Source organism: Colwellia sp. MB02u-6 (assembly GCF_014077095.1).
In the GTDB taxonomy this organism is placed as follows: Bacteria; Pseudomonadota; Gammaproteobacteria; order Enterobacterales; family Alteromonadaceae; genus Cognaticolwellia.
Genome location: NZ_JACGVG010000029.1, coordinates 198,413 through 217,102 on the forward strand (window position 1 = coordinate 198,413; position 18,690 = coordinate 217,102).

The window sequence follows — 18,690 nt, forward strand, 5'->3', positions numbered from 1 at the left end:
TAATCGCGAAGCGATGACCAGTTGATATTTTTCCGTTTAAGTAACTTGTTATGCATTTTTAATTGCTACACCACAGCTGATATAGGATGCGAATTTGGGTATACCTTTTATATAACTGCTCTCAGACCAATCTATAGAAAATCCACTAATTTTTATATTTTCAATCACCGTCCTATTCAAATTACAGCCACCAAAAACCTTACCCCATAAGCCATTTAAACGATTTTGCCACTTCTTAATTGATTCATCTGGCGCTTGACCATGCTCACAGAACAGGATTTTACCTCCTGGTTTTAATACTCGATGCATTTGCTTCATAGCTGAAGACCAATCAGGAATAGTACAAAGGGTATAAGTTAAAACAATTGAGTCCACTGAATTATCATCAAGGGGGATTTGTTCACCCGGAAGACTTAACCACTCAACCTTAACTTGTGATTTAGCTAAATTTTTATTCGCTTTTTTTCGCATTCCAAGAGATGGTTCCAGTCCCCATATCTTGGTAACCTTATCTGGATTATATAAATCCAGATTGACGGCAGACCCCATACCAATCTCTAAAACATTTCCAAAAGCTAAAGGAACTACTTTTTCTCGAGTCTCCATTATGGCACTTGAAGAACAAGCACAATTTATAATATGCGGAAGAATATTGTTTTCATAAAAGCTCAAAAGTTAGCTCCTTTTTAGTTTTAGATTTAAATGCATAAAGCCGTTTTAAGCGGCAAATTGCAGTTGGCAAAAATAAGTGAGGCACGAACAAAAAGCCAACTGTAATTTGTCCGACTTGAAAACCCTTGTTAGGTTTACTTTAATACCAAGTCCAGTTGATACTTTTTATTAAACTCATTAATAGCACCTGACCGTAAATTACTTTTACTGTCAAAACAAAAGCGATTTTCAGAACATTCCAAAGTGGTAATCGGATCAATATCGTGAATGCCTCTAAACGAGAAAACGCTAGTACAACTTATAGGCTCTTTAGTTGAAGAACCTATGCAAACAAAAGCCATTACGGGTTTCCATTTACAAATGGTAGAAGGATCCAACTCTTTTAAAGGTACTTTAATCGAATGTGATTCATCAATAATTGTCGGTTGATAATTGACTTCATATTGTTGAGCAACGTCTTTTCCTAGTGCTATATGATAATTAGTGCATTGGTTTATTTGTGAGTGTGTTCTGTACTCAACCTTGATTTCATAAATGAGAGGATTTTCAATTTCCCCATGAATATCAATAAATAGTTCGTCAGGATTAGCGTATTGAGCTAAACCTACTTTTGATGAGCAACCAGAGATTACAACAAAGAGTAATGTGATGAAAATGAACCTATCCATGGTAAACCTAACAGCTTATTATGGAGACTTATTAGTAGTGTCTGCTCCATAATTTTGATTAATTATCACTTAATATCCCACAATTTCAACAAATTAGAAAGACTAAGTTATGCAAAAACTTTGTATGTCAGGATATTACTGAGAAGTCTCAGTAATATCCAAAATAAGATGCTTTATTATTATCTTTACTTTCAACCAACCTACTCTAAGCTATTGTATTTTAATGTTATTACTAGGTATTTCCAGTAATATTATTCTTATGATTCATTAAAAAAATATGGAAAATTTTTAAGTTGATTTCTGATTTGCATACCAAGAAGACGGTAGATGTTGTAATTTATATGTAGTTTTTGATGTTTTAAGAAAAGAAATATACGAAGAATTGATCATACTATCGTGCCTACATATAAATGTTCCCGTAAATTTGAAGAATGTAGTGAACGCATACATTACTATTCTCACTATGGTGCTAAGTTACCAGAGCAAATAGAGTGCGAACTTCGGGTTAAAGGAATTCCCAACTCAAACATTGAAAAACATAATTAAAAATCCAACAAGCAACGTTTATCACATTTTTTAAAAGTCCTGTCAGCTACCCTAAGTACTTACCCTGTATATCTAAGTAGTGGTGAATCTGCCCATAGAAAAATGATTAAGTCAGAGGGGATCGTAGCGCTGTGCAATCTAACAAAAAGCGAACACATTCTAAATACTCTTTTTGCAAAAAACATTCAAATTCGAACAACACAAGATATGTGGAGAACCTTATTAACTCCACCAGAAACTTCAAACTTAATGTTTCTGTTTAAGCATGCATGTTTGAGTTAAATGTCAAATTGGGTATCTTGGTTAGATCAGCCTGAATCTCAAGATAAAGAGTTAGCACTAATATTGCTGGGTTTTAAAAAATTCATGACTGTAGAAGAAAGCAGAAAACTAACGGAATCATTACAGAGCTAGCATCAAGTCCCTTACCTAACAGTGATGGTTCAACATCAAGTTTTTTAGATAGAATATTAGCTAATATTTTAGACCAAACAGCTGAAGCATTAGTTGTTATCTCTTATACTAAATAATACGTTTGGTATTGCTAATCTAAGCCATCCTGAAGGAGCTATTCCTAAAGGCTCACTTATTAGAATAAATGTAAAAAAATAGAGTTGAACAAAAGTAGCTATATTTACAAGACCATCCTGATACAACCATTAAACATCGATTGGAGTTCTTTCGTGTCACGACACCGTATTCGTCTATTAGAGAACAATACTGGCTGTACCCCTTTAAAAAATAATAAAATGAGACCAGTCTGATTTTTTATGTGAATAAAAAAATATAGACCAATAAAGCGCTTGCTGCAGATAGTTAACATACTGCTTATGGGCGCCTTGATATAGTTAGTAGCTTGTGTGAAAAATTTTAAATTGTTTCAATAGCCTTTCTTTTATCTACCATATTTCGCATATCATATCGTTTTGTAGTGGCAGGATTTGAATGCCCAAGAAGTTCTTGAACCAAAAATATATCTACCCCTTTTCTTAACAAATCTGTCCCAAAAGTCCGTCGTAAATCGTGTGGACTAAAGGTCTGTACGAGTGCTATTTTAATGCACTTCTGTAAAATATATCTCACCCCTGAATGTGATAAAGGTTCATTTTCTTTTAACTCGCCTGACCGCCAAACGCGACAAACAAAATACCCTTTATACTCGCCTCTGACTTCTCTGATCCATTTAATTAAGCAGGCAAATGCTTCTGTGCCGAGTGGGATTTCGCGCTCTTTATCACCCTTTCCAATGGGTGTTAATACCTTATTAATAACATCAACATCACGAGGGTATTGTAAATCACACAATTCATTTAGCCTTAATCCGCATTTTAAGAACAGATATAATATTGTTTTATCACGCACCCCTACTGTTGAGTTATCAATTATATTAAACAAGCTATGTTGATCTTCAGCGGATACAGCTCTAGCTTTTGTAAGGCGTTTTCCTTTGGCGTTTTTTATTTCACCAATTTCATCGTATGTTTCTCTTGTCACCTTGTTGATCGGTTCAACTTTACTGATTTTCATTGCTTTGTTGAGCACGCCTTTTACAGCATTGATATAAAGATTGACCGTAGCAGGCTGTAGTTTTCGTCCGATTGAAAGATGTCGTTGATAATCTACAATGTCGGAATATTCAACAGTAGACCACTTAATCTCTTGTGGAGAAATTTTAGGTTTTCCTAAGTACCATTTTGAAAAAGAGAAAAGTGCCTTTAATATTGTAGACTGGCTATTTATGGAACCAAGACTTTTTAAATACATAACTACTGGATCTCGATTATTATCAATTGCATAGATATAGCTTTTGCCCCTCCCCTGTGTTTTAGGAGTAATCATTTTTGTACTTAACATATATTCCTGAATAACTTTATTGTTGTAAATCTAGTATGGGGTCAATCTTTATTTGCGCAACAATGCCACTTATCGTCTTGTGGGAATTTGCATTGCTTGGGCGTAAAATTCACATAACGTCATAAATTCCGAATTATATCCAAGCGAAAGTTAAATAGCATTATATAACCCCCGCAATAATTCGCACTAAAGACCACGAGTACCAAATAAAATTCGCTTGCGGTATTTTTATATTTATAGGAATGGGGATGTGACTAATATACGACTTTACAGATTCGATAAATCTATCACTGACCAACTTGGCCAACAACACTGCCGATCCTATTTTTTGAGCGTCTTCAAATTCAATGTGTATTTAATTTTTTTCAATATTAGCAATATATAGACAATTAAACCACGGTGACACTAGTGTTTACTAAAAATTAAGAAATAATACTTAAATTGAACAACTATCCGCTACACACTCGTAAAAACGGCAGTTACTGTGGCAAATAACTATTTACTACAGTAACATTTTTACTTTCATGTGTCGTGAATTCTCATACACTAAAATTCAAACAGCGCACTACTTCATACAGAAAAATTTGCCTTATAAGAAAATGATAATTTATTATTTTTTTAACTTTATTGGAGAAGAGATTTTTAAGAGGGAAATATTTGACGTATGTACTGGAGTGCTATCTTCAAGAAAGTGGCTTTAAGCAGTATTTATATACTAATGATGTTTGGGTAATTGTAGTGGCATAGTTAAAGTTCGAAACGACTAAAGTGTTTGTTGCTGATATCACTTATATTTGGACAGCTGAAGGTTGGCTCTATTTAGCAGTTTTTATCGACTTATACGCTCGCAAAGTTGTTGGCTGGAGTATGGGTTGGAGAATGAAAGCGCAGCTTGTTTGTGATGTGTTAATAATGGCTATTTGGCAAATAAGTCCTAAGAAAGGACTTATTGTTTATTCCGATCAAGGTGTTCAATATGCAAGCCACCAGTACCAGAAATTACTTAATAACAATGGCTTTATTTGCAGTATGAGTAAAAAAGGCTGCCGTTGAGATAATGCCGTTGCTGAAAGTTTCTTTGGTAGCCTAAAGTAAGAGCGTGTTCATTGGAGAAATTATGAAACACGCTATGAAGCGCAACAAGATATAATGAATTACATAACCATGTGGTACAACAGTAACCGACTACCCTCTTACTTAGGGTATCAAAGCCCTAACGATTTTGAATTGAAAATTAATGAGTTAGATAAAGTAGCTTAATTAAGGTAACTGAATTTACTTGACCAGGTCACAGCCTTTATTTCTACTACAGTATTTGTCGAATTGTCTACATAGCGCCCTATTCTCTGCGTTATTCTTAATTAAATTTACTTATAGGTTTATCAATAATAACGCTGAACGTTAAGTACAACTACATCAGTAATCATGAGACGGTTTGGCTAGGGTAGACTATTGCAAGTTACTTTGTTGATTGTTAATTATCAAATTCATGAGCCTGCTAAGTAGTTTAATAATTTTATTGGTCAAAACATCCTTTTTGTGACGCTAGTTATTCATTGATGAAGCAATTTTTAGGGGCTGTAATACTACCCGCCAAATACATAACTTTATATCGTATTAGAGTTTAAAGACAAGAACCAATTACAAAGCAACAACATACCTTCTTTTACTTTCGCATATTCGAGTTCTTTTTTATCATCAAAAAGTATCTGAGAACCATCAAAATCAACAAATGCCAATCGGGTAGTTAAGCTATCAGCTGGCATACCAAAAGCGCTACCAGGCAAAAGTGCAACTCCCGTTTCTTCCATTAATACAGAAGTGAGTTGCTCACTGGTTTCAATGCCTCGCTCTTTCATTTTGTTAGCGAAAACTGAAAAGTCAGGGAACAGGTAAAAACCACCTTCTGCAGCATGAACTTTCACACCAATTTCATGCAATCTTTTTGTACAGAAAAGACTAATTTCAGATAGCAGCTCAATCTGCTTAGATAAGAAAATGTCTGTCTTACTAGAGATAGCGTAAGCTTTTGTTGCGGCAATTTGAATTGGGCTTGGTGCACATGAATAAGTCTCAGAAGCGACACCAATAACCGTCGAAAGTAAATTTTCAAGCTCTGGGGGAATATGCATAAAACCTAAGCGCCAACCTCCAGCACCACACCACTTAGAAATACCCGATGAGACAATACTCCCTTCTGGGTAAAAATCGGCAATGGAACTGTAATTTTTTTCGTAACTCAACAGGCTATAAATTTCGTCAGCAATAACAATAACATTATGTTTTCTCATGACTTGAGCAAGTGCAATTAACTGCTCAGTATTATAAGTTTGGCCCGTTGGGTTACTTGGGTAGTTAAGGACTAAAATCAAAGGAATGTCTGGATTTTCACGCTGAGCACAATGTTGATCCAATTGCTCAGGCGTAATATGCCATTTTTCAGTAAACGTTGTTGTTAGCCAGCTTACTTTATGGCCAGCGAGTTGTCCTTGTGGTTCATATGAAACCCAACTAGGAGCAGGCAGTAATATCTCTGCCTGTTCATATGCAGCCATGACACAAAACAATAAGATTTTACTTCCAGAGCCAACAATTATATTTTCAGATTTCCAATTTTTCCCTTCTTTTTCTTTATGGAAGTTAGCGATAGCCTCTCTAAGCGGCACATGCCCTTGAACACTCATATATTCTTTTCTGTAGGCGGCATTAGCCAATTCTTTTGTAATTTCTAAAGGAACTGGGAAGGGACTTTGACCAAAGCCAAATTTGAAAACAGGTTGATAATTTTCCGCTCTAGAAAGTGATAGTTGATTGACATGTAATGTTTCTGAATGCTTATTTTTTCTTAAGTATTGACTAACTGGTGTAAATGTTTTCATGGTAGTCTGAGCCTATATGGTTTCAAAAAATGTTTAATTAGGTATGAACTTAATTTAGCTAATTTATTGATGAAAACAATGGGAATAACAAAATAAAAATATATTTTCATTTTCTTGTTTTAAATGGCTTTTTTGTCTCTGAAAGGCTTTATTTGAAAAGTTTTAAAATCGATCATTTAATCTTATTTCATGAACTTCAAATGAACTTTACTCAACAAAAGTAGATAATTGTAAGAGGATCGTAATAGATGAATTTTCCACCAAGTAACTTTGAAGAGCTTCGTCAAATCGTTATTTTACTCCGTCAAGGTGATTTAGAACTACCAATAGGTAGAAAAATATTACATGGCTTGGAACTGATGATTAATAATCCTGAAATGGTTGCAACCAGTAACATCGTTGAATTGTCTAAATGGGCCTTATTAAGTCCGGCATCAATTACGCGCTTATCTAAATTATTGGGTTTTCAGGGCTTTAATAAATTTAAAATTATATTCAAACAAAAAAGTAAGTTACCTAATGATTTTTATAGCGATCGAGTCAAACGGCTTCTTGATAATAAGTCAACTTCCGCAAAAGAGTTGCTAACACAACAATTAACAATAATTAAAAATAGTATAGAGCGCTGTATTGAAAATACCCATGAAGCTGAGCTGGTATTAGCCAGCTCCTTGCTTGCAAAGAAACATAGAATTTTTATTTTTGGTCATAGACAATCGTCAGCTATCGCCAACGTTTTGAGGTATGGTTTAGCATTAATAAGGCCTAATGTTCAAATGCTGGTACAAGCAGACCATGGTGTAGCGATTGCACTTGGGCAATTAAAAAAAGAAGATTTATTAGTTGTTATTGGCTCATCACCCTATTCAAATATAACGGTAAAAATTGCCACGCTTGCACATCAGCAGGGTTGTCAGATTCTGGCTATAACTGATTCTAAATTATCTCCTTTTATGGAGTATGCAGCTGTTGCTCTTCAAATTCCGACGGAAGGACAGTTTTATACAAATAGCACGGTGACAAGTACGTTTATTATTGAGGGTTTGTTATGTTTGACTGCAACACAATTAGGGCAAGTAGCAGTAAATAACTTACAAAGGCATGAGGTTCTTTTAAGTCATTTAAATGAAGCAACATAAGTACAGAAACTAAATAGCCATATTGGTATAAACCCAAATGATGACAATGTATATTCAATATGTTTTTTGAAAGTGTTGAAGATATATAAAGGGCTGATTATTACTAAAGAATTTTCAGCGGCTATAATTCATCACACATAAAAAAAGAGCTGCTACACAAAGTGCAACAGCTCTTTTGTCATATACTTATAATTTAAAAAGCATAAGAAAGACCTAAGTACCAGCTACCACCTTCATAATTTGCTGCACTTCTACGCGGGTATTGAAGACCAACACTTTGACGGTTAGCATTCGGTGCATCAATTTCACCAATAAATGAATCAAGGATGTTAGAAGCGCCTAGCTTAACAATCATTGCATCGCTTACTTGGTAACTTAATTCTGCATCAAGATAAATAATTGAATCAATTTCAGCACTTTGACTACCTGAAGAAATTCCACCACTTCCATCATCTGATCCTGAGATAGTGCCACGTTCATCGAAATGTGAGCCATAATAGTTAGCACGTACCATTAAGTTCCAATCATCAGCTATTGCAGTATTTGTTGTTAATACAAAGCGTGAGTTAGGAAAGTTATTTTCAATATCTTCAATAGTAGATTCTGAAACAGGTGCGTTACCATTAACTTCTCGAACATTAACAACATCAATTTTGTTATAACCATAAGCAAATGCAATGTCTGTAGAAATAGAGTTACTCCAATCAAATGTGCTTGAAACAACTAAATCGATACCTGAATGTTCAACATCGAGTACATTAGTATAAAAAGATACTGAGCCAAATCGAGGGTCGTCAACGGCAATATTACCCGTGCGGTAAATGCGGTCGTCTACTTCTATTTTATAAAAATCAAGCGTTAGGTTAGTGTTGTCACCTAAATTAGATGAAATGCCAAAACTGTAGTTAGTTGAGGTTTCTTCTTTTAGTTTTTGTCCTCCAAGCTCAATAGCTAAAGCTGATGTTGCAGGGATCAAGCCTTCTTCAACTTGGGCACCTGTGACGCCATCAAATGTTGTAATAGTAGTACTTACATTCGCTTGACCTGGCGTTGGCGCATGAAAACCTGTTGAAACGGCTGCGCGTAACGATACATCATCAGTAACACTGTAATTACCCGCGATCTTCCAGTTGGCTGTGCTACCAAAATCAGAAAAATCTTCATAGCGTAATGCATATTGCATCAATAATTCATCAGTAACATCATGTTCTACATCAACATATACTGAATAGTTATCACGGGAAAAAGAACCGGCACTTTTAGCTTCAATACCGCGCATACCACTCACGCCACCATTAGGTTGACCGTCTGCATCAGAATATGAATTTAACTCACCTGCGATACTAGTGTAAGTTTCTTCTCGCCATTCAGCACCGTACGCAACATTAAAGTTATCGCCAACAGGAAGAGAGAAGTCAGCATTTATGTTGATCTCTTCTTGTTTATAACCACCGGTATTAAAATTCATTTGAGGAATCTCTAAATCAGTGGTTAATCCTAAGCCAGGATTAATACTGTTATTTAAGAAATAATTTAATTCGTTTGAACCCTTACTGATACTGAAATCGTAAGAAGTATCATTCTCAAGTTCTCCTTTTAACCCAATAATCGCACTATAATCTGTTTGTTCACCATCAAGATAAGGAGTAAAACCAACTTGTGCAATGTTGCCAGTATAGCCTAGCTCCTCTAATGCAGAAATAGCTGAGTTTGCACTTTTACCTATTGAAGGAATTGCTGGGTTACGATAGAAAAATCTATAACGGCCTGATGTATCGGCATAGCTGAAACGACCATAAAGCTCTTTATTGCCATCAAGCTCCACACCAGTATTTAAAAACATACGCAATGCTGAAGTCTCAGGACGTCCCCATGTTTGTGTAAATGGCGCATCACCAAATGGCGAATCCGCACCTACGCCTTTAACTCCATTATTTAGCAACTCTTGTGCGTCAGCGCGAATTACACCACGCGATAAAGCATCATTATCAACATACTCTAAACTTATATTTGCAAAGCCATCTTCACCAATTGCTAAACCTTTGTTAACAGCCAATTTAATATTTGACTCACCGTCATAATGCTGGCCGTACTGAAGTTCAACAGCACCGCCTTCTGAAGCATCTTTGGTAACAAAGTTAATAACACCGGCAATAGCATCAGAACCATATTGCGATGCTGCTCCATCACGAAGAACTTCAACGCGTTTTAATGCAATTGCTGGGATCATTCCTACGTCAGGAGCATGAGCACCATTACCTGCGGCAGGTGCAAAAAATTGTACTAATGCTGAACGATGGCGCCTTTTGCCATCAACTAGCACTAAAGTTTGATCCGATGATGTACCACGAAGCGAAGTTGGTCTTACAAAGGCACTACCATCACCCGTTGCTGGCGAAGCTGTATAACTTGGAATTAATGCCTTCAAGTTATCTGTCATATCTGCAGTGCCGCCAACAGCATTTAAATCTTTTGATGAAATTAAATCCACAGGTACAGGTGAGTCTGCAACTGATCGTTGTTTCATGCTACGAGAACCGATTATTGAAATTTGTTCAACATCGTCTTTTTTTACTTCTTCTGCAGCATAAGCCATTGCTGTATGACTAGCAGAACCGATAATCAATGGCAATAATGCTAGTTTGAAAGTGCGTTTTTTGTTTATCATAATTATCTCTTTTAACGTTTTTTATAATTATTAATATCATCTAATATGTCGTTTTTAAGCAAAAAATAAACATTCAATTAATGATACTAGTTAATGCCTTTTTTAATATAGGTATCTTTTGCGTTCAAATTAGAGCTTTTACAATACCTAATTTATCTAACTATTCAGAAAAAGAAAGTGACTGATCGACTCTACACTATGTTTATTAACTCTACACTATGTTTATTAACTAACTCAGTTGTTGTCTCAATTATTAAAAAAATGCGAGTATTAATTCGATGGTTAGAGGTTAAGCACTTATAAAAAAACACTTATCTTTACCATAGCCTAGATTGAGCATTAATTTAAAAGAATGCAACTAGCTAAGGGTAAATGAAAATATATTTTCACCTTCTATCTACCAACTGCATTCTTAGCGTTAAATGGACCTACTCAACCACATTAATGAAAAATCACAGAACGACCTGCTTTATATGACTAAAAAATATACTGCTATTATATATTCTGCTCAAGGAAGTTATTTGGCAGCAGAGAGTATACTGCAAGAGTTATAAACCTGTCCTCATGAGGATAAAAATTTTACCCATCATAAAAGCTTAATTAGGCTCCGTATCTCTTGAGCTTGGTAAAATTGATGCGTCCATCAAATATGCTAATGAGTGTATAGAACTCTCAAAAGGCGATGACCCTTCCATGGCTAATTGTCAATTATTGTTGGTAGAAAATCACTTTGCTTTAGGAAACATAGATTTTGTTTTCGGTTTATAACTGTATTTTGCTTTTGTGGTCATGAATGAGCTTCAAAAACCATTCCGTCAACGTCAACGTCCACTGCCCCGAATATTTTGAAGTCAACTGTTGAGCTGCTTAGGTCAACTAACGTGTGTACAGTTGACATCAACAAGCAATAAAAATTTCAAACCCTTACTTCTTCTTTGCGCACCAAGAAGATGGTAGATATTGTAATTTATATGTGATTTTGATGTTTTAAGAAAAGAAATATACGGATATTGAATCATAGTATCGTGCCTGCATATAAATTGTATTAGCTCAAACTTGAACTATTACCTTGGCTTTATAGGTTTTGATTAAGACTGACAGTCTGAAAAACACCAAAGCGGTCGTTCATCATAAAACTGCTAAGGCTAACTTTGTGCACGAAGCGGATGTTAGGATTAACGAGTTGCTAATTTCCGCTTTGCGCAGAAAGTGATCGTTAATAATTCAAAAGTGTCTGACCGCTTTCGTAGCTTTGTTGACATCTGGTCAGTGAGTATTAGAGTATTATCCATCTAGCTAAATATTTATTACACAACTTGTGAAATATAGTCTGTTTGATTCTAAGCCGGACCTTGCAGTTTTAAATTCATTTTAGGGTTTTTTAACACGATTCCTTTTTTAAAAAGTAATTTATGCAACTGCTTTTGTAATTTGGTTTCAGCATGACTGCTCTGTGCAACACGTAGCTTTTGTGCTTCACTAAAATGGCAGTGCACTAATAAACTGGCAGGGAAGCAATCGAACTGAACAGTGTGACTTATATGACTAAAACCATCGACTTGCTTTGCCTCTTCATTGATTTGGTCTAATACAGCCAATAACTTATTGTTCAAACGGTGGCAGATTTTACTCATTTTCATACTTTATGACTTACTCAATAGGCACTAAATTAACAAGGTACATTGTAGCCTATAGTTGGAACAAAAAAGTTAGAAAACGATAGAAGTTTAAAATAGATATTGAAATGACAGCTAGCGTATCTTAGTTACCATTAATTATAGTGATTATTACTTGTGATTTTAGACCGCTTTGAACTTGCAGGAGACACTGATTTCATTTATTAACCAGTGCCCTCTCGACTGGTAATAAAGCCACCACAGCGGTTATTCGTTATCAAATAGTTAATGCTAAATGAGGACATCAGCAAAATAAAAAAGAGATACTTTTTCTAATGGTTAAGTTATCTATCAATGGGGCTAAGGGTCCCTGATGAATGCTGGCCAATCACATGAGTATAGATTTGAGTAGTCTTCAAATCTATATGGCCAAGTAATTCTTGTACCGTTCTAATATCAGCTCCATTTAACAGCAACTGAGTCGCAAAACTGTGTCTGAAAGTATGTGCTGTGACATGCTTTCTTATTTCAGTTTTCACTACGGCAGATCTCAGAGCTTTGGTTAATGAGGTCCAATGTAAGTGATGACGACAAAAATAACCATCCGTTGGATGCTTACATCTTACGGTTGAGGGAAATAAGTATTGCCACTTAAACTGAGTAATTGCTTTTGGGTATTTGCGTGATAATCCTGAAGGCAAACTCGTTTTACCTTCTCCTTCAGCTAAATCTTTACTATGCAAGTCTTCGACTTTGTCTATTTGGGTCTTGAGTGGCTCTATGAGTATTTTAGGCAATAAGGTCATTCTGTCTTTAGCCCCTTTTCCCCTAAAAACGTAAATTGAATTACCGTCAAAATCGATATCTTTTATACGCAATCTCAATAGTTCAGCTTTTCTTAATCCACACCCGTATAACAAGCTGAACATGAGGTGGTACGGAGACTTTAACTCTTTGATAATCGCAGTAGCCTCTTGATTTGATAATACCATTGGCACCCTAGTTGGCGCTTTAGCCCTAACCGTATCAGATAAGAGGGTTAGTTCTCTTTTGAATACATGCTTGTACATGAAAACAATTGAGCATAACGCTAAGTTTTGGGTTGAAGACGTTACTTGCCTATCAACAGCTAAGTAAGTGAGATAATTACTTACTTCTTGCTCGCCCATATCTTTGGGGTGTCGCTTTTGGTTAAAAAGAATGAAGCGTTTAATCCAAAGCAAATACGTTTTTTCAGTTTGTATACTGTAATGTTTTGTACGAAGGATATTACGGATACTTTCAAGAAAAGGCGATGTAGACATTATTACCAACCTGTAGCTGTATTTATATACAGTTATAGGTTTCAATTAAATAAAGATCAAATATTTTATCAAATGGATATTACTGAGAAGTCTCAGTAAATGACCAAAACCCTGATACATCATTAAAATTTCAAGTTATCTTGCTGAATACAAACGTGTTTTAGATTTTTGTGTTGACAGGATATTACTGAGACTTCTCAGTAATATCCGAACACAATAAGTTTTGGCTAAATTAATCTTTCTAATTTATTGAAATTGTGGAATATTAAGTGATAATTAATAAAAATTATGGAACGGACATTACTAAGAAGTCTCCATAATAAGCTGTTATATTTTTATCAAATTAAGGAGTTTTAAATATGGATAAGTCTAAAACTGAAAGTATTTATTGGATATTTATAAAATATTTAATCTCAATATCTTTATCAATAGCGTTACTTGAGCTTTCTGGTATAGATGCAACAAAAGCGAATGTTTTTTCATTCGATAAATTTTCATTTGCAATCTTAGTTCTGTTTTCAGTTTGCATATATACTTTTGATAATATGCTTAAAAGTATCACCAAATGGTTTAAGCAAAAAAGCAAGACAGCCTGAGTAATTAAAAATATAACAAGCAATTCAACAAGGACTAAAAAAAGCGGGCTGTTTCGCTTTGCTTACATTTTAGCCCACTATTTTTAGCCTGCTAATTGGGCGTTATATAACAAATCGAACTATGTACCCTGAGAAAGAGTTAGAGCAATTATCGCGCGGTATTTTGAAAGATAAAATGCAGCGTATCACAAGCAAATCCTTATCTAAAATGAGTGATTCGGATCTGGCTTTTTGGCAATCTGGTTTTGAGTCTCAAGATCCGCGATACAGAATGGCGGAACATGAATGGCAGCGGCGCTTAATTGTTGCTCAGGTAAATTCTTCGCGTTTTGCTGCACTACTTGGAGTACTTGGCACATTAATTGGCGCTGTTGTTGGTAGTGCATTGACTTTTTACTTGGCGGCATATTTACCCACGGGATAGTTACTAATAAGCCAACTAAAAAGCAAATAGCGAAAATCATTGCTAGTTCTGTTTTGTTTGTCATAATTTAACCTTGTATATTTGTATTTAATGTTACATAACAAGTTGTTAAAGCAGGACAAATAACAGTTGGCTTTTGCTCCTGCGTCGCTATTTTAGCCAACATATTATTTGCCTCTTAACGAGGCGTTATAAGTACACGGAGGTTCGGTGAATAAATTCAGATGTCCACATTGCAATGAAGAGTCAGTTAGCTTTATTAGAAAGTTAATAATCAGTCCAATCGTTAGCCATAAATGTTCTAGCTGTGATAAACCGATCACTGTTCCATTTAAATCAATCTTTTTAACATTACCGTCTTTGTTAATAATTCTGTTTGGTTCTAATTTTTTTAGCGTTAATATCGTTATTATTTTGTTTATATTAAGTTTGGTTTTAACTTCATATTTTCACAATAAGTACGTGCCATTAGAAAAGTCAAAACTGTAGTGGTGTAATGTACTTATAACAAGAACTTAAAGAGGGACAAAATAAATTTGGCTGTTTTGTTCACTCCGTTCACCTATTTTAGCCAACTATATTTTGCCCCTTAAGTGGGCGTTATGTTACTAGGATTATGAATAAATATATTTGCGCACTAAATCAGCTAAAAGAAAACCCAGATATCAGTAGAATTGATAATGATTCAAGTATTGATATTGCTGTTTTCATAGAGCTACACAATAAGGGTCTTGTTAACGCAATTGATGTTAGCAATAAATCTTATGAGGCGTTTATTGAACCTTCGATAAGTATGGATGGTGACGCTTTTTTAGAGGAACACAACAGTAAAGTTGACACCACAACTGATTGGTATAAAAAGCCAATCGGGATGATCTTTATTTCAGTTTCTGCAATTACAATCGCGTGGTTTTTGAAACTCCTCATTGATCCTTATATATCGTAACATAACAAGAAAATCAACAAGGACACGTAACAGTTGGCTACGTTTCGCTTCGCTACACAATTTTAGCCAACTATTACTTAGCCTGTTATTTGGGCGTTAACTTCCTAGGGATAGAATGAGTATACGGAAAGCTACAATTAATGATGCAGTAGGAATTCGATCTCTAATCCTGAGCGCCGCTGAACCAGAAACCAACTCTGACTTTAATAAAGAAGGTGTTGTACACTTTAAAGAAAGCCTTGAATTGAAAGCTATAAAAGCACGCATCCAAAATAAAAACTATTTGATGTTATGTTTTATCAAGGAATACAAAATTGTCGGAATAATAGCAATTTTCAAAAAAGAAAAGTTAAGTCAGCTTTTTGTTGACCCTACTTCTAGAAAGTTAAATATCGCTAAACAATTGTGGTCAGCAGCAAATGAAATCTGTATAGCTCAAGGAGGTAATGGAAATTACTGGGTAAAGTCTTCAACTATGGCTATTCCTGTTTATGAGCGTTTCGGTTTCCGCCTTGATTCGGTTCAACAAAATACAGACGGTATAATTTTTCATACAATGTTGTTACAGTCATGAATACGGAAGTTAACAAGTCACTCAAAAGGACAAATAACAGTTGGTTTTTGCTCCTTCGTCGCTTATTTTAACCAACTATTATTTGCCTCTTAGTGAGGCGTTAGGCTACTAGCGTGTTCACTGCATCAATGGAGTTTAAATGCATATCAAAACTTTAGCATTCGTAATGTTTATTTCTATATTCTTAACTTCATGTAATTCAACTGATATCGAAAGGAAAAGTACGGTCTTTTTGGAAATGAAAGAGATAAATGGAATTAAGCAATACGAGAAAGGTAATTACGAAAAAGCATTTAACTTGCTTAAAGAACCTGCTGCATGGGGGTATAAAGGCTCTCAGTACGCTTTAGCTTTTATGTTCCTAAAAGGGAATTACGTCCAACAATCAACTTTGCTAGGGATGGGCTGGTTGGGAGTTGCTAAAGAAGCAAATGTCAAAGAATGGACAGAGCAATACAATACATTTTATACGACGGCATCGAATAAAGAAAAGAAGGAAATAGATGTGATCGTTGAAGAATATATCAAACGTTATGGCTTAATCAGCCAAGATGTAACCTGTACAAAAGCTATTAATGCATATAGACGAGTTGATATAAAATGCCATAAATATGATGGGTTTGGTATCATATATCCTGTTGATGTAGTTGAATAACTGTCATAGCCTAACAAGGACACGTAAAAGTTGGCTGCGTTCCACTTCGTTTCATATGTTAGCTAACCATTACTTAGCCTGTTATTTGGGCGTTAGGTGTTAATTTAATTCACCTTCAAACAAGGAGTTTTACTGAACGTGATATTATTTATCTCAATGATTTTATGCAGTATTATCTGCTTATTAATTGACTCTAAAAAAGGTGAAGGTGTTTCGGGATTCATTGTTGGTTGTCTTTTGGGTCCGTTAGGGATCATTATTGCTCTTTTTACAAAAGGTAATCGAATTAAATGTTCATCATGTAAGGAGTTGATAAATCAAGACGTAACTAAATGTCCAAAATGTACTTATGATGTCGTTGTGTAGTAATACCTACAAGTCAATAAAGCAGGACTAAAAATAGTTTGTTGTTGTTTGTACCGAACTTTATTGGCAAACAATTTTTAGCCTCTTATTGAGGTGTTATGTACTCAAGGAGAGTTAAGCACATGGATTCTAGTCCTAATTATAATAACTACACACTAGATGAGCTTTTAGATGTTAAAAATCATATCGACAAAGAACAATATCCTCAAAGAGCTAAAGATATAGAGTTAGCTCTTTCAAATAAAATGAAAGATCCTGACATAAAAGAAGAAATAGAAAAGCAGCAAGAAGTAAATAAATATTCAACATTTTGGCCTCGTTTTTGGGCTGCTACAATCGATGGAATTGTATTCGCAATAATATTGTATATCGAATGTTTGATCTTTGGTGTTGAATACAGTACGCAAGATAAATTCCTTCAAGCCTTAAATGGTGTTCAATTCGCAATCTATGCTATTTTCATGCACGGTTATTTTGGTCAAACGCTCGGAAAGATGTTTATGGATGTTAAAGTCCTTAATCATGACACAGAGACTGAGATCAATGTTAAACAGGCACTCCGCAGAGAGTCAGTTAACTTAGCTTTAAATATTTCATGGGTTTTAATTATCTTAATCGTAGCAACATCATTAGAAATGTCCGGCGTTATCTCTGAGGGTTTATCTTATGCAGTTATCGGCTTTGGTATTCTAGCTATGGTTTGGGGAATATCTGAGTTTGTTACTATGCTATTTAACGATAAACGACGTGCTGTTCATGATTATATTGGGAAGACAGTCGTAGTTCGTACATAACTATAAGTCGTTTAAAAGGACAAAAAAAATTGGCTTTTGCTCCTTCGACGCTAATTTTAGCCAACTATTTTCAGCCTCTTAATAAGGCGTTATTTGCCAGATAGAGGTGGAACATGAAAGCATTAATCTACAGTTTCAGCTAATACGCGATGGAAAGGCGCTTGCTGTTTTAGCTGAAGATAATGAAATTAATGGGTTCGCTATTTTAATTTTTAAAGAAGCATGTCCTTCAAAACTTAGTCAATACTCTGATTTATCAACAATGGCATACATTAATGATTTGGTAGTTAACATAAATTATAGTGGTAAAGGGATTGGAAGCACGTTATTAAAAAAGGCAATTGAGCTGGCTCACAAAGGACAATGTGAAAAAGTATATATTGAACGCTACGAAGAAAATTTAGCATTAGCAGGTATGATGTGAAAAGCATACTTTCAAATTGTTGATACCTTTTATGACCCACAGAAACGTACTTCTGGTTCAAGAAAGACATCGGTGCTAGTCAAAAGCACATAACAAAAATTTCAAGCGGGACTGCTAACAGTTTTCTCGGTTTTGCTCCGCTACACATTTTAGCCAACTATTACTTAGCCTGTTATTTGGAGGTTATTGATACAAAACCTAATCTGAAGTATTAAGTGTCTTTAAAAGCTAATGTCTCGAATGTAGCAAAAGTGAATGTTCAGATACGAAACACCAACGGCAGCTATGAGCTTGCAGGAGACACTAACCTCACTTCTAAATATTGTACTTTTATCGACTGGCAACAAGGCCACCATTGCCGACAGTCACATAGTTGAATAGGTATTACTTCAAAGTGGCTTTGGTGACGTTAGCTCTTGTTTGTTCTTTAGATCAACTGTTAGCCCAGCCTGTGTGAAAACTAATTATTGTAAGTTTTCATTATTGAGGGTTTATATCAGCTCTTTATAAGGCTTCGCGTAGCGAAGCCGATATTTATGAATATCCATGCTTTATATTTTTTATT

At 35.1% G+C, this 18,690-nt stretch carries 16 protein-coding genes and 1 pseudogene; 9 read left to right on the forward strand and 8 right to left on the reverse strand.

Features of this window, described 5'->3' with window-relative positions:
* Window positions 1-48: 48 nt before the first annotated feature.
* Window positions 49-672 carry a class I SAM-dependent methyltransferase gene (locus H4J46_RS07180; protein ID WP_182232839.1) on the reverse strand — a complete coding sequence of 208 codons (624 nt, stop codon included), beginning with the start codon at window positions 670-672 and terminating at the stop codon, window positions 49-51.
* Between the two features lie 134 nt (window positions 673-806).
* The gene (locus H4J46_RS07185; protein WP_182232840.1) at window positions 807-1,340 is read right to left on the reverse strand and encodes a hypothetical protein; all 534 of its coding nucleotides are present in this window, start codon (window positions 1,338-1,340) and stop codon (window positions 807-809) included.
* Window positions 1,341-2,168: 828 nt separating this feature from the next.
* Between H4J46_RS07185 and H4J46_RS17155 the strand changes: the two genes are divergently transcribed.
* Window positions 2,169-2,300: a hypothetical protein gene (locus tag H4J46_RS17155; RefSeq protein ID WP_259365721.1), complete on the forward strand. Its 132-nt coding sequence runs from the start codon at window positions 2,169-2,171 to the stop codon at window positions 2,298-2,300.
* 456 nt (window positions 2,301-2,756) lie between these two features.
* Here H4J46_RS17155 and H4J46_RS07190 read toward each other — a convergent pair whose 3' ends face one another.
* Window positions 2,757-3,740 (reverse strand): tyrosine-type recombinase/integrase, encoded by a 984-nt coding sequence (locus H4J46_RS07190; RefSeq protein ID WP_182232841.1) that lies wholly within the window; start codon window positions 3,738-3,740, stop codon window positions 2,757-2,759.
* 765 nt (window positions 3,741-4,505) lie between these two features.
* On the opposite strand from H4J46_RS07190, the pseudogene H4J46_RS07195 reads away from it, so the two are divergent.
* A pseudogene (locus H4J46_RS07195) lies at window positions 4,506-5,000 on the forward strand (IS3 family transposase); the annotation flags it as partial.
* Between the two features lie 347 nt (window positions 5,001-5,347).
* On the opposite strand, the gene H4J46_RS07200 reads toward H4J46_RS07195, so the two are convergent.
* Window positions 5,348-6,619: a pyridoxal phosphate-dependent aminotransferase gene (locus H4J46_RS07200; RefSeq protein ID WP_182232842.1), complete on the reverse strand. Its 1,272-nt coding sequence runs from the start codon at window positions 6,617-6,619 to the stop codon at window positions 5,348-5,350.
* Window positions 6,620-6,867: 248 nt separating this feature from the next.
* Here H4J46_RS07200 and H4J46_RS07205 point away from each other — a divergent pair, with 248 nt between their 5' ends.
* The gene (locus H4J46_RS07205) at window positions 6,868-7,758 is read left to right on the forward strand and encodes a MurR/RpiR family transcriptional regulator (RefSeq protein ID WP_182232843.1); all 891 of its coding nucleotides are present in this window, start codon (window positions 6,868-6,870) and stop codon (window positions 7,756-7,758) included.
* A gap of 193 nt (window positions 7,759-7,951) precedes the next feature.
* Here the strand turns inward: H4J46_RS07205 and H4J46_RS07210 are convergent, their stop codons facing one another.
* The 3 genes from H4J46_RS07210 to H4J46_RS07220 all read right to left on the reverse strand — a co-directional run bounded on the left by H4J46_RS07210 (window position 7,952) and on the right by H4J46_RS07220 (window position 13,346).
* Entirely contained in the window at window positions 7,952-10,426 is a 2,475-nt protein-coding gene (locus tag H4J46_RS07210) for a TonB-dependent siderophore receptor (RefSeq protein WP_182232844.1), read from the reverse strand.
* A 1,340-nt stretch (window positions 10,427-11,766) separates the two neighbouring features.
* Window positions 11,767-12,060: a hypothetical protein gene (locus tag H4J46_RS07215; RefSeq protein ID WP_182232845.1), complete on the reverse strand. Its 294-nt coding sequence runs from the start codon at window positions 12,058-12,060 to the stop codon at window positions 11,767-11,769.
* Window positions 12,061-12,386: 326 nt separating this feature from the next.
* A complete protein-coding gene (locus tag H4J46_RS07220) occupies window positions 12,387-13,346 on the reverse strand; it encodes an integron integrase (protein ID WP_182232846.1) in 960 nt (319 codons plus the stop codon).
* A gap of 359 nt (window positions 13,347-13,705) precedes the next feature.
* Between H4J46_RS07220 and H4J46_RS07225 the strand changes: the two genes are divergently transcribed.
* Complete coding sequence (locus H4J46_RS07225; protein WP_182232847.1) at window positions 13,706-13,942, forward strand: hypothetical protein; 237 nt, start codon at window positions 13,706-13,708, stop codon at window positions 13,940-13,942.
* 203 nt (window positions 13,943-14,145) lie between these two features.
* On the opposite strand, the gene H4J46_RS07230 is transcribed toward H4J46_RS07225, so the two are convergent.
* Window positions 14,146-14,430, reverse strand: a complete 285-nt coding sequence (locus tag H4J46_RS07230; RefSeq protein WP_182232848.1) for a hypothetical protein — start codon at window positions 14,428-14,430, stop codon at window positions 14,146-14,148.
* A 552-nt stretch (window positions 14,431-14,982) separates the two neighbouring features.
* On the opposite strand from H4J46_RS07230, the gene H4J46_RS07235 reads away from it, so the two are divergent.
* The 5 genes from H4J46_RS07235 to H4J46_RS07255 all read left to right on the forward strand — a co-directional run bounded on the left by H4J46_RS07235 (window position 14,983) and on the right by H4J46_RS07255 (window position 18,125).
* Window positions 14,983-15,312 (forward strand): hypothetical protein, encoded by a 330-nt coding sequence (locus H4J46_RS07235; RefSeq protein ID WP_182232849.1) that lies wholly within the window; start codon window positions 14,983-14,985, stop codon window positions 15,310-15,312.
* 115 nt (window positions 15,313-15,427) lie between these two features.
* Window positions 15,428-15,886, forward strand: a complete 459-nt coding sequence (locus H4J46_RS07240; protein WP_124012294.1) for a GNAT family N-acetyltransferase — start codon at window positions 15,428-15,430, stop codon at window positions 15,884-15,886.
* Between the two features lie 139 nt (window positions 15,887-16,025).
* Window positions 16,026-16,541, forward strand: coding sequence for a sel1 repeat family protein (locus H4J46_RS07245; protein WP_182232850.1), 516 nt, complete (start codon window positions 16,026-16,028; stop codon window positions 16,539-16,541).
* A 488-nt stretch (window positions 16,542-17,029) separates the two neighbouring features.
* Window positions 17,030-17,701, forward strand: a complete 672-nt coding sequence (locus tag H4J46_RS07250) for an RDD family protein (RefSeq protein WP_182232851.1) — start codon at window positions 17,030-17,032, stop codon at window positions 17,699-17,701.
* A gap of 106 nt (window positions 17,702-17,807) precedes the next feature.
* Window positions 17,808-18,125 carry a GNAT family N-acetyltransferase gene (locus tag H4J46_RS07255; protein WP_182232852.1) on the forward strand — a complete coding sequence of 106 codons (318 nt, stop codon included), beginning with the start codon at window positions 17,808-17,810 and terminating at the stop codon, window positions 18,123-18,125.
* The last annotated feature ends 565 nt before the right edge of the window (window positions 18,126-18,690 follow it).

Coding starts and splice junctions, on each gene's coding strand:
- H4J46_RS07205 (WP_182232843.1), top strand. CDS start 6,868: ATGAATTTTCCACCAAGTAACTTTGAAGAGCTTCGTCAAATCGTTATT.
- H4J46_RS07230 (WP_182232848.1), bottom strand. CDS start 14,430: ATGACAAACAAAACAGAACTAGCAATGATTTTCGCTATTTGCTTTTTA.
- H4J46_RS07225 (WP_182232847.1), top strand. CDS start 13,706: ATGGATAAGTCTAAAACTGAAAGTATTTATTGGATATTTATAAAATAT.
- H4J46_RS07190 (WP_182232841.1), bottom strand. CDS start 3,740: ATGTTAAGTACAAAAATGATTACTCCTAAAACACAGGGGAGGGGCAAA.
- H4J46_RS07235 (WP_182232849.1), top strand. CDS start 14,983: ATGAATAAATATATTTGCGCACTAAATCAGCTAAAAGAAAACCCAGAT.
- H4J46_RS07240 (WP_124012294.1), top strand. CDS start 15,428: ATGAGTATACGGAAAGCTACAATTAATGATGCAGTAGGAATTCGATCT.
- H4J46_RS07215 (WP_182232845.1), bottom strand. CDS start 12,060: ATGAGTAAAATCTGCCACCGTTTGAACAATAAGTTATTGGCTGTATTA.
- H4J46_RS07250 (WP_182232851.1), top strand. CDS start 17,030: ATGGATTCTAGTCCTAATTATAATAACTACACACTAGATGAGCTTTTA.
- H4J46_RS17155 (WP_259365721.1), top strand. CDS start 2,169: ATGTCAAATTGGGTATCTTGGTTAGATCAGCCTGAATCTCAAGATAAA.
- H4J46_RS07245 (WP_182232850.1), top strand. CDS start 16,026: ATGCATATCAAAACTTTAGCATTCGTAATGTTTATTTCTATATTCTTA.
- H4J46_RS07220 (WP_182232846.1), bottom strand. CDS start 13,346: ATGTCTACATCGCCTTTTCTTGAAAGTATCCGTAATATCCTTCGTACA.
- H4J46_RS07210 (WP_182232844.1), bottom strand. CDS start 10,426: ATGATAAACAAAAAACGCACTTTCAAACTAGCATTATTGCCATTGATT.
- H4J46_RS07200 (WP_182232842.1), bottom strand. CDS start 6,619: ATGAAAACATTTACACCAGTTAGTCAATACTTAAGAAAAAATAAGCAT.
- H4J46_RS07185 (WP_182232840.1), bottom strand. CDS start 1,340: ATGGATAGGTTCATTTTCATCACATTACTCTTTGTTGTAATCTCTGGT.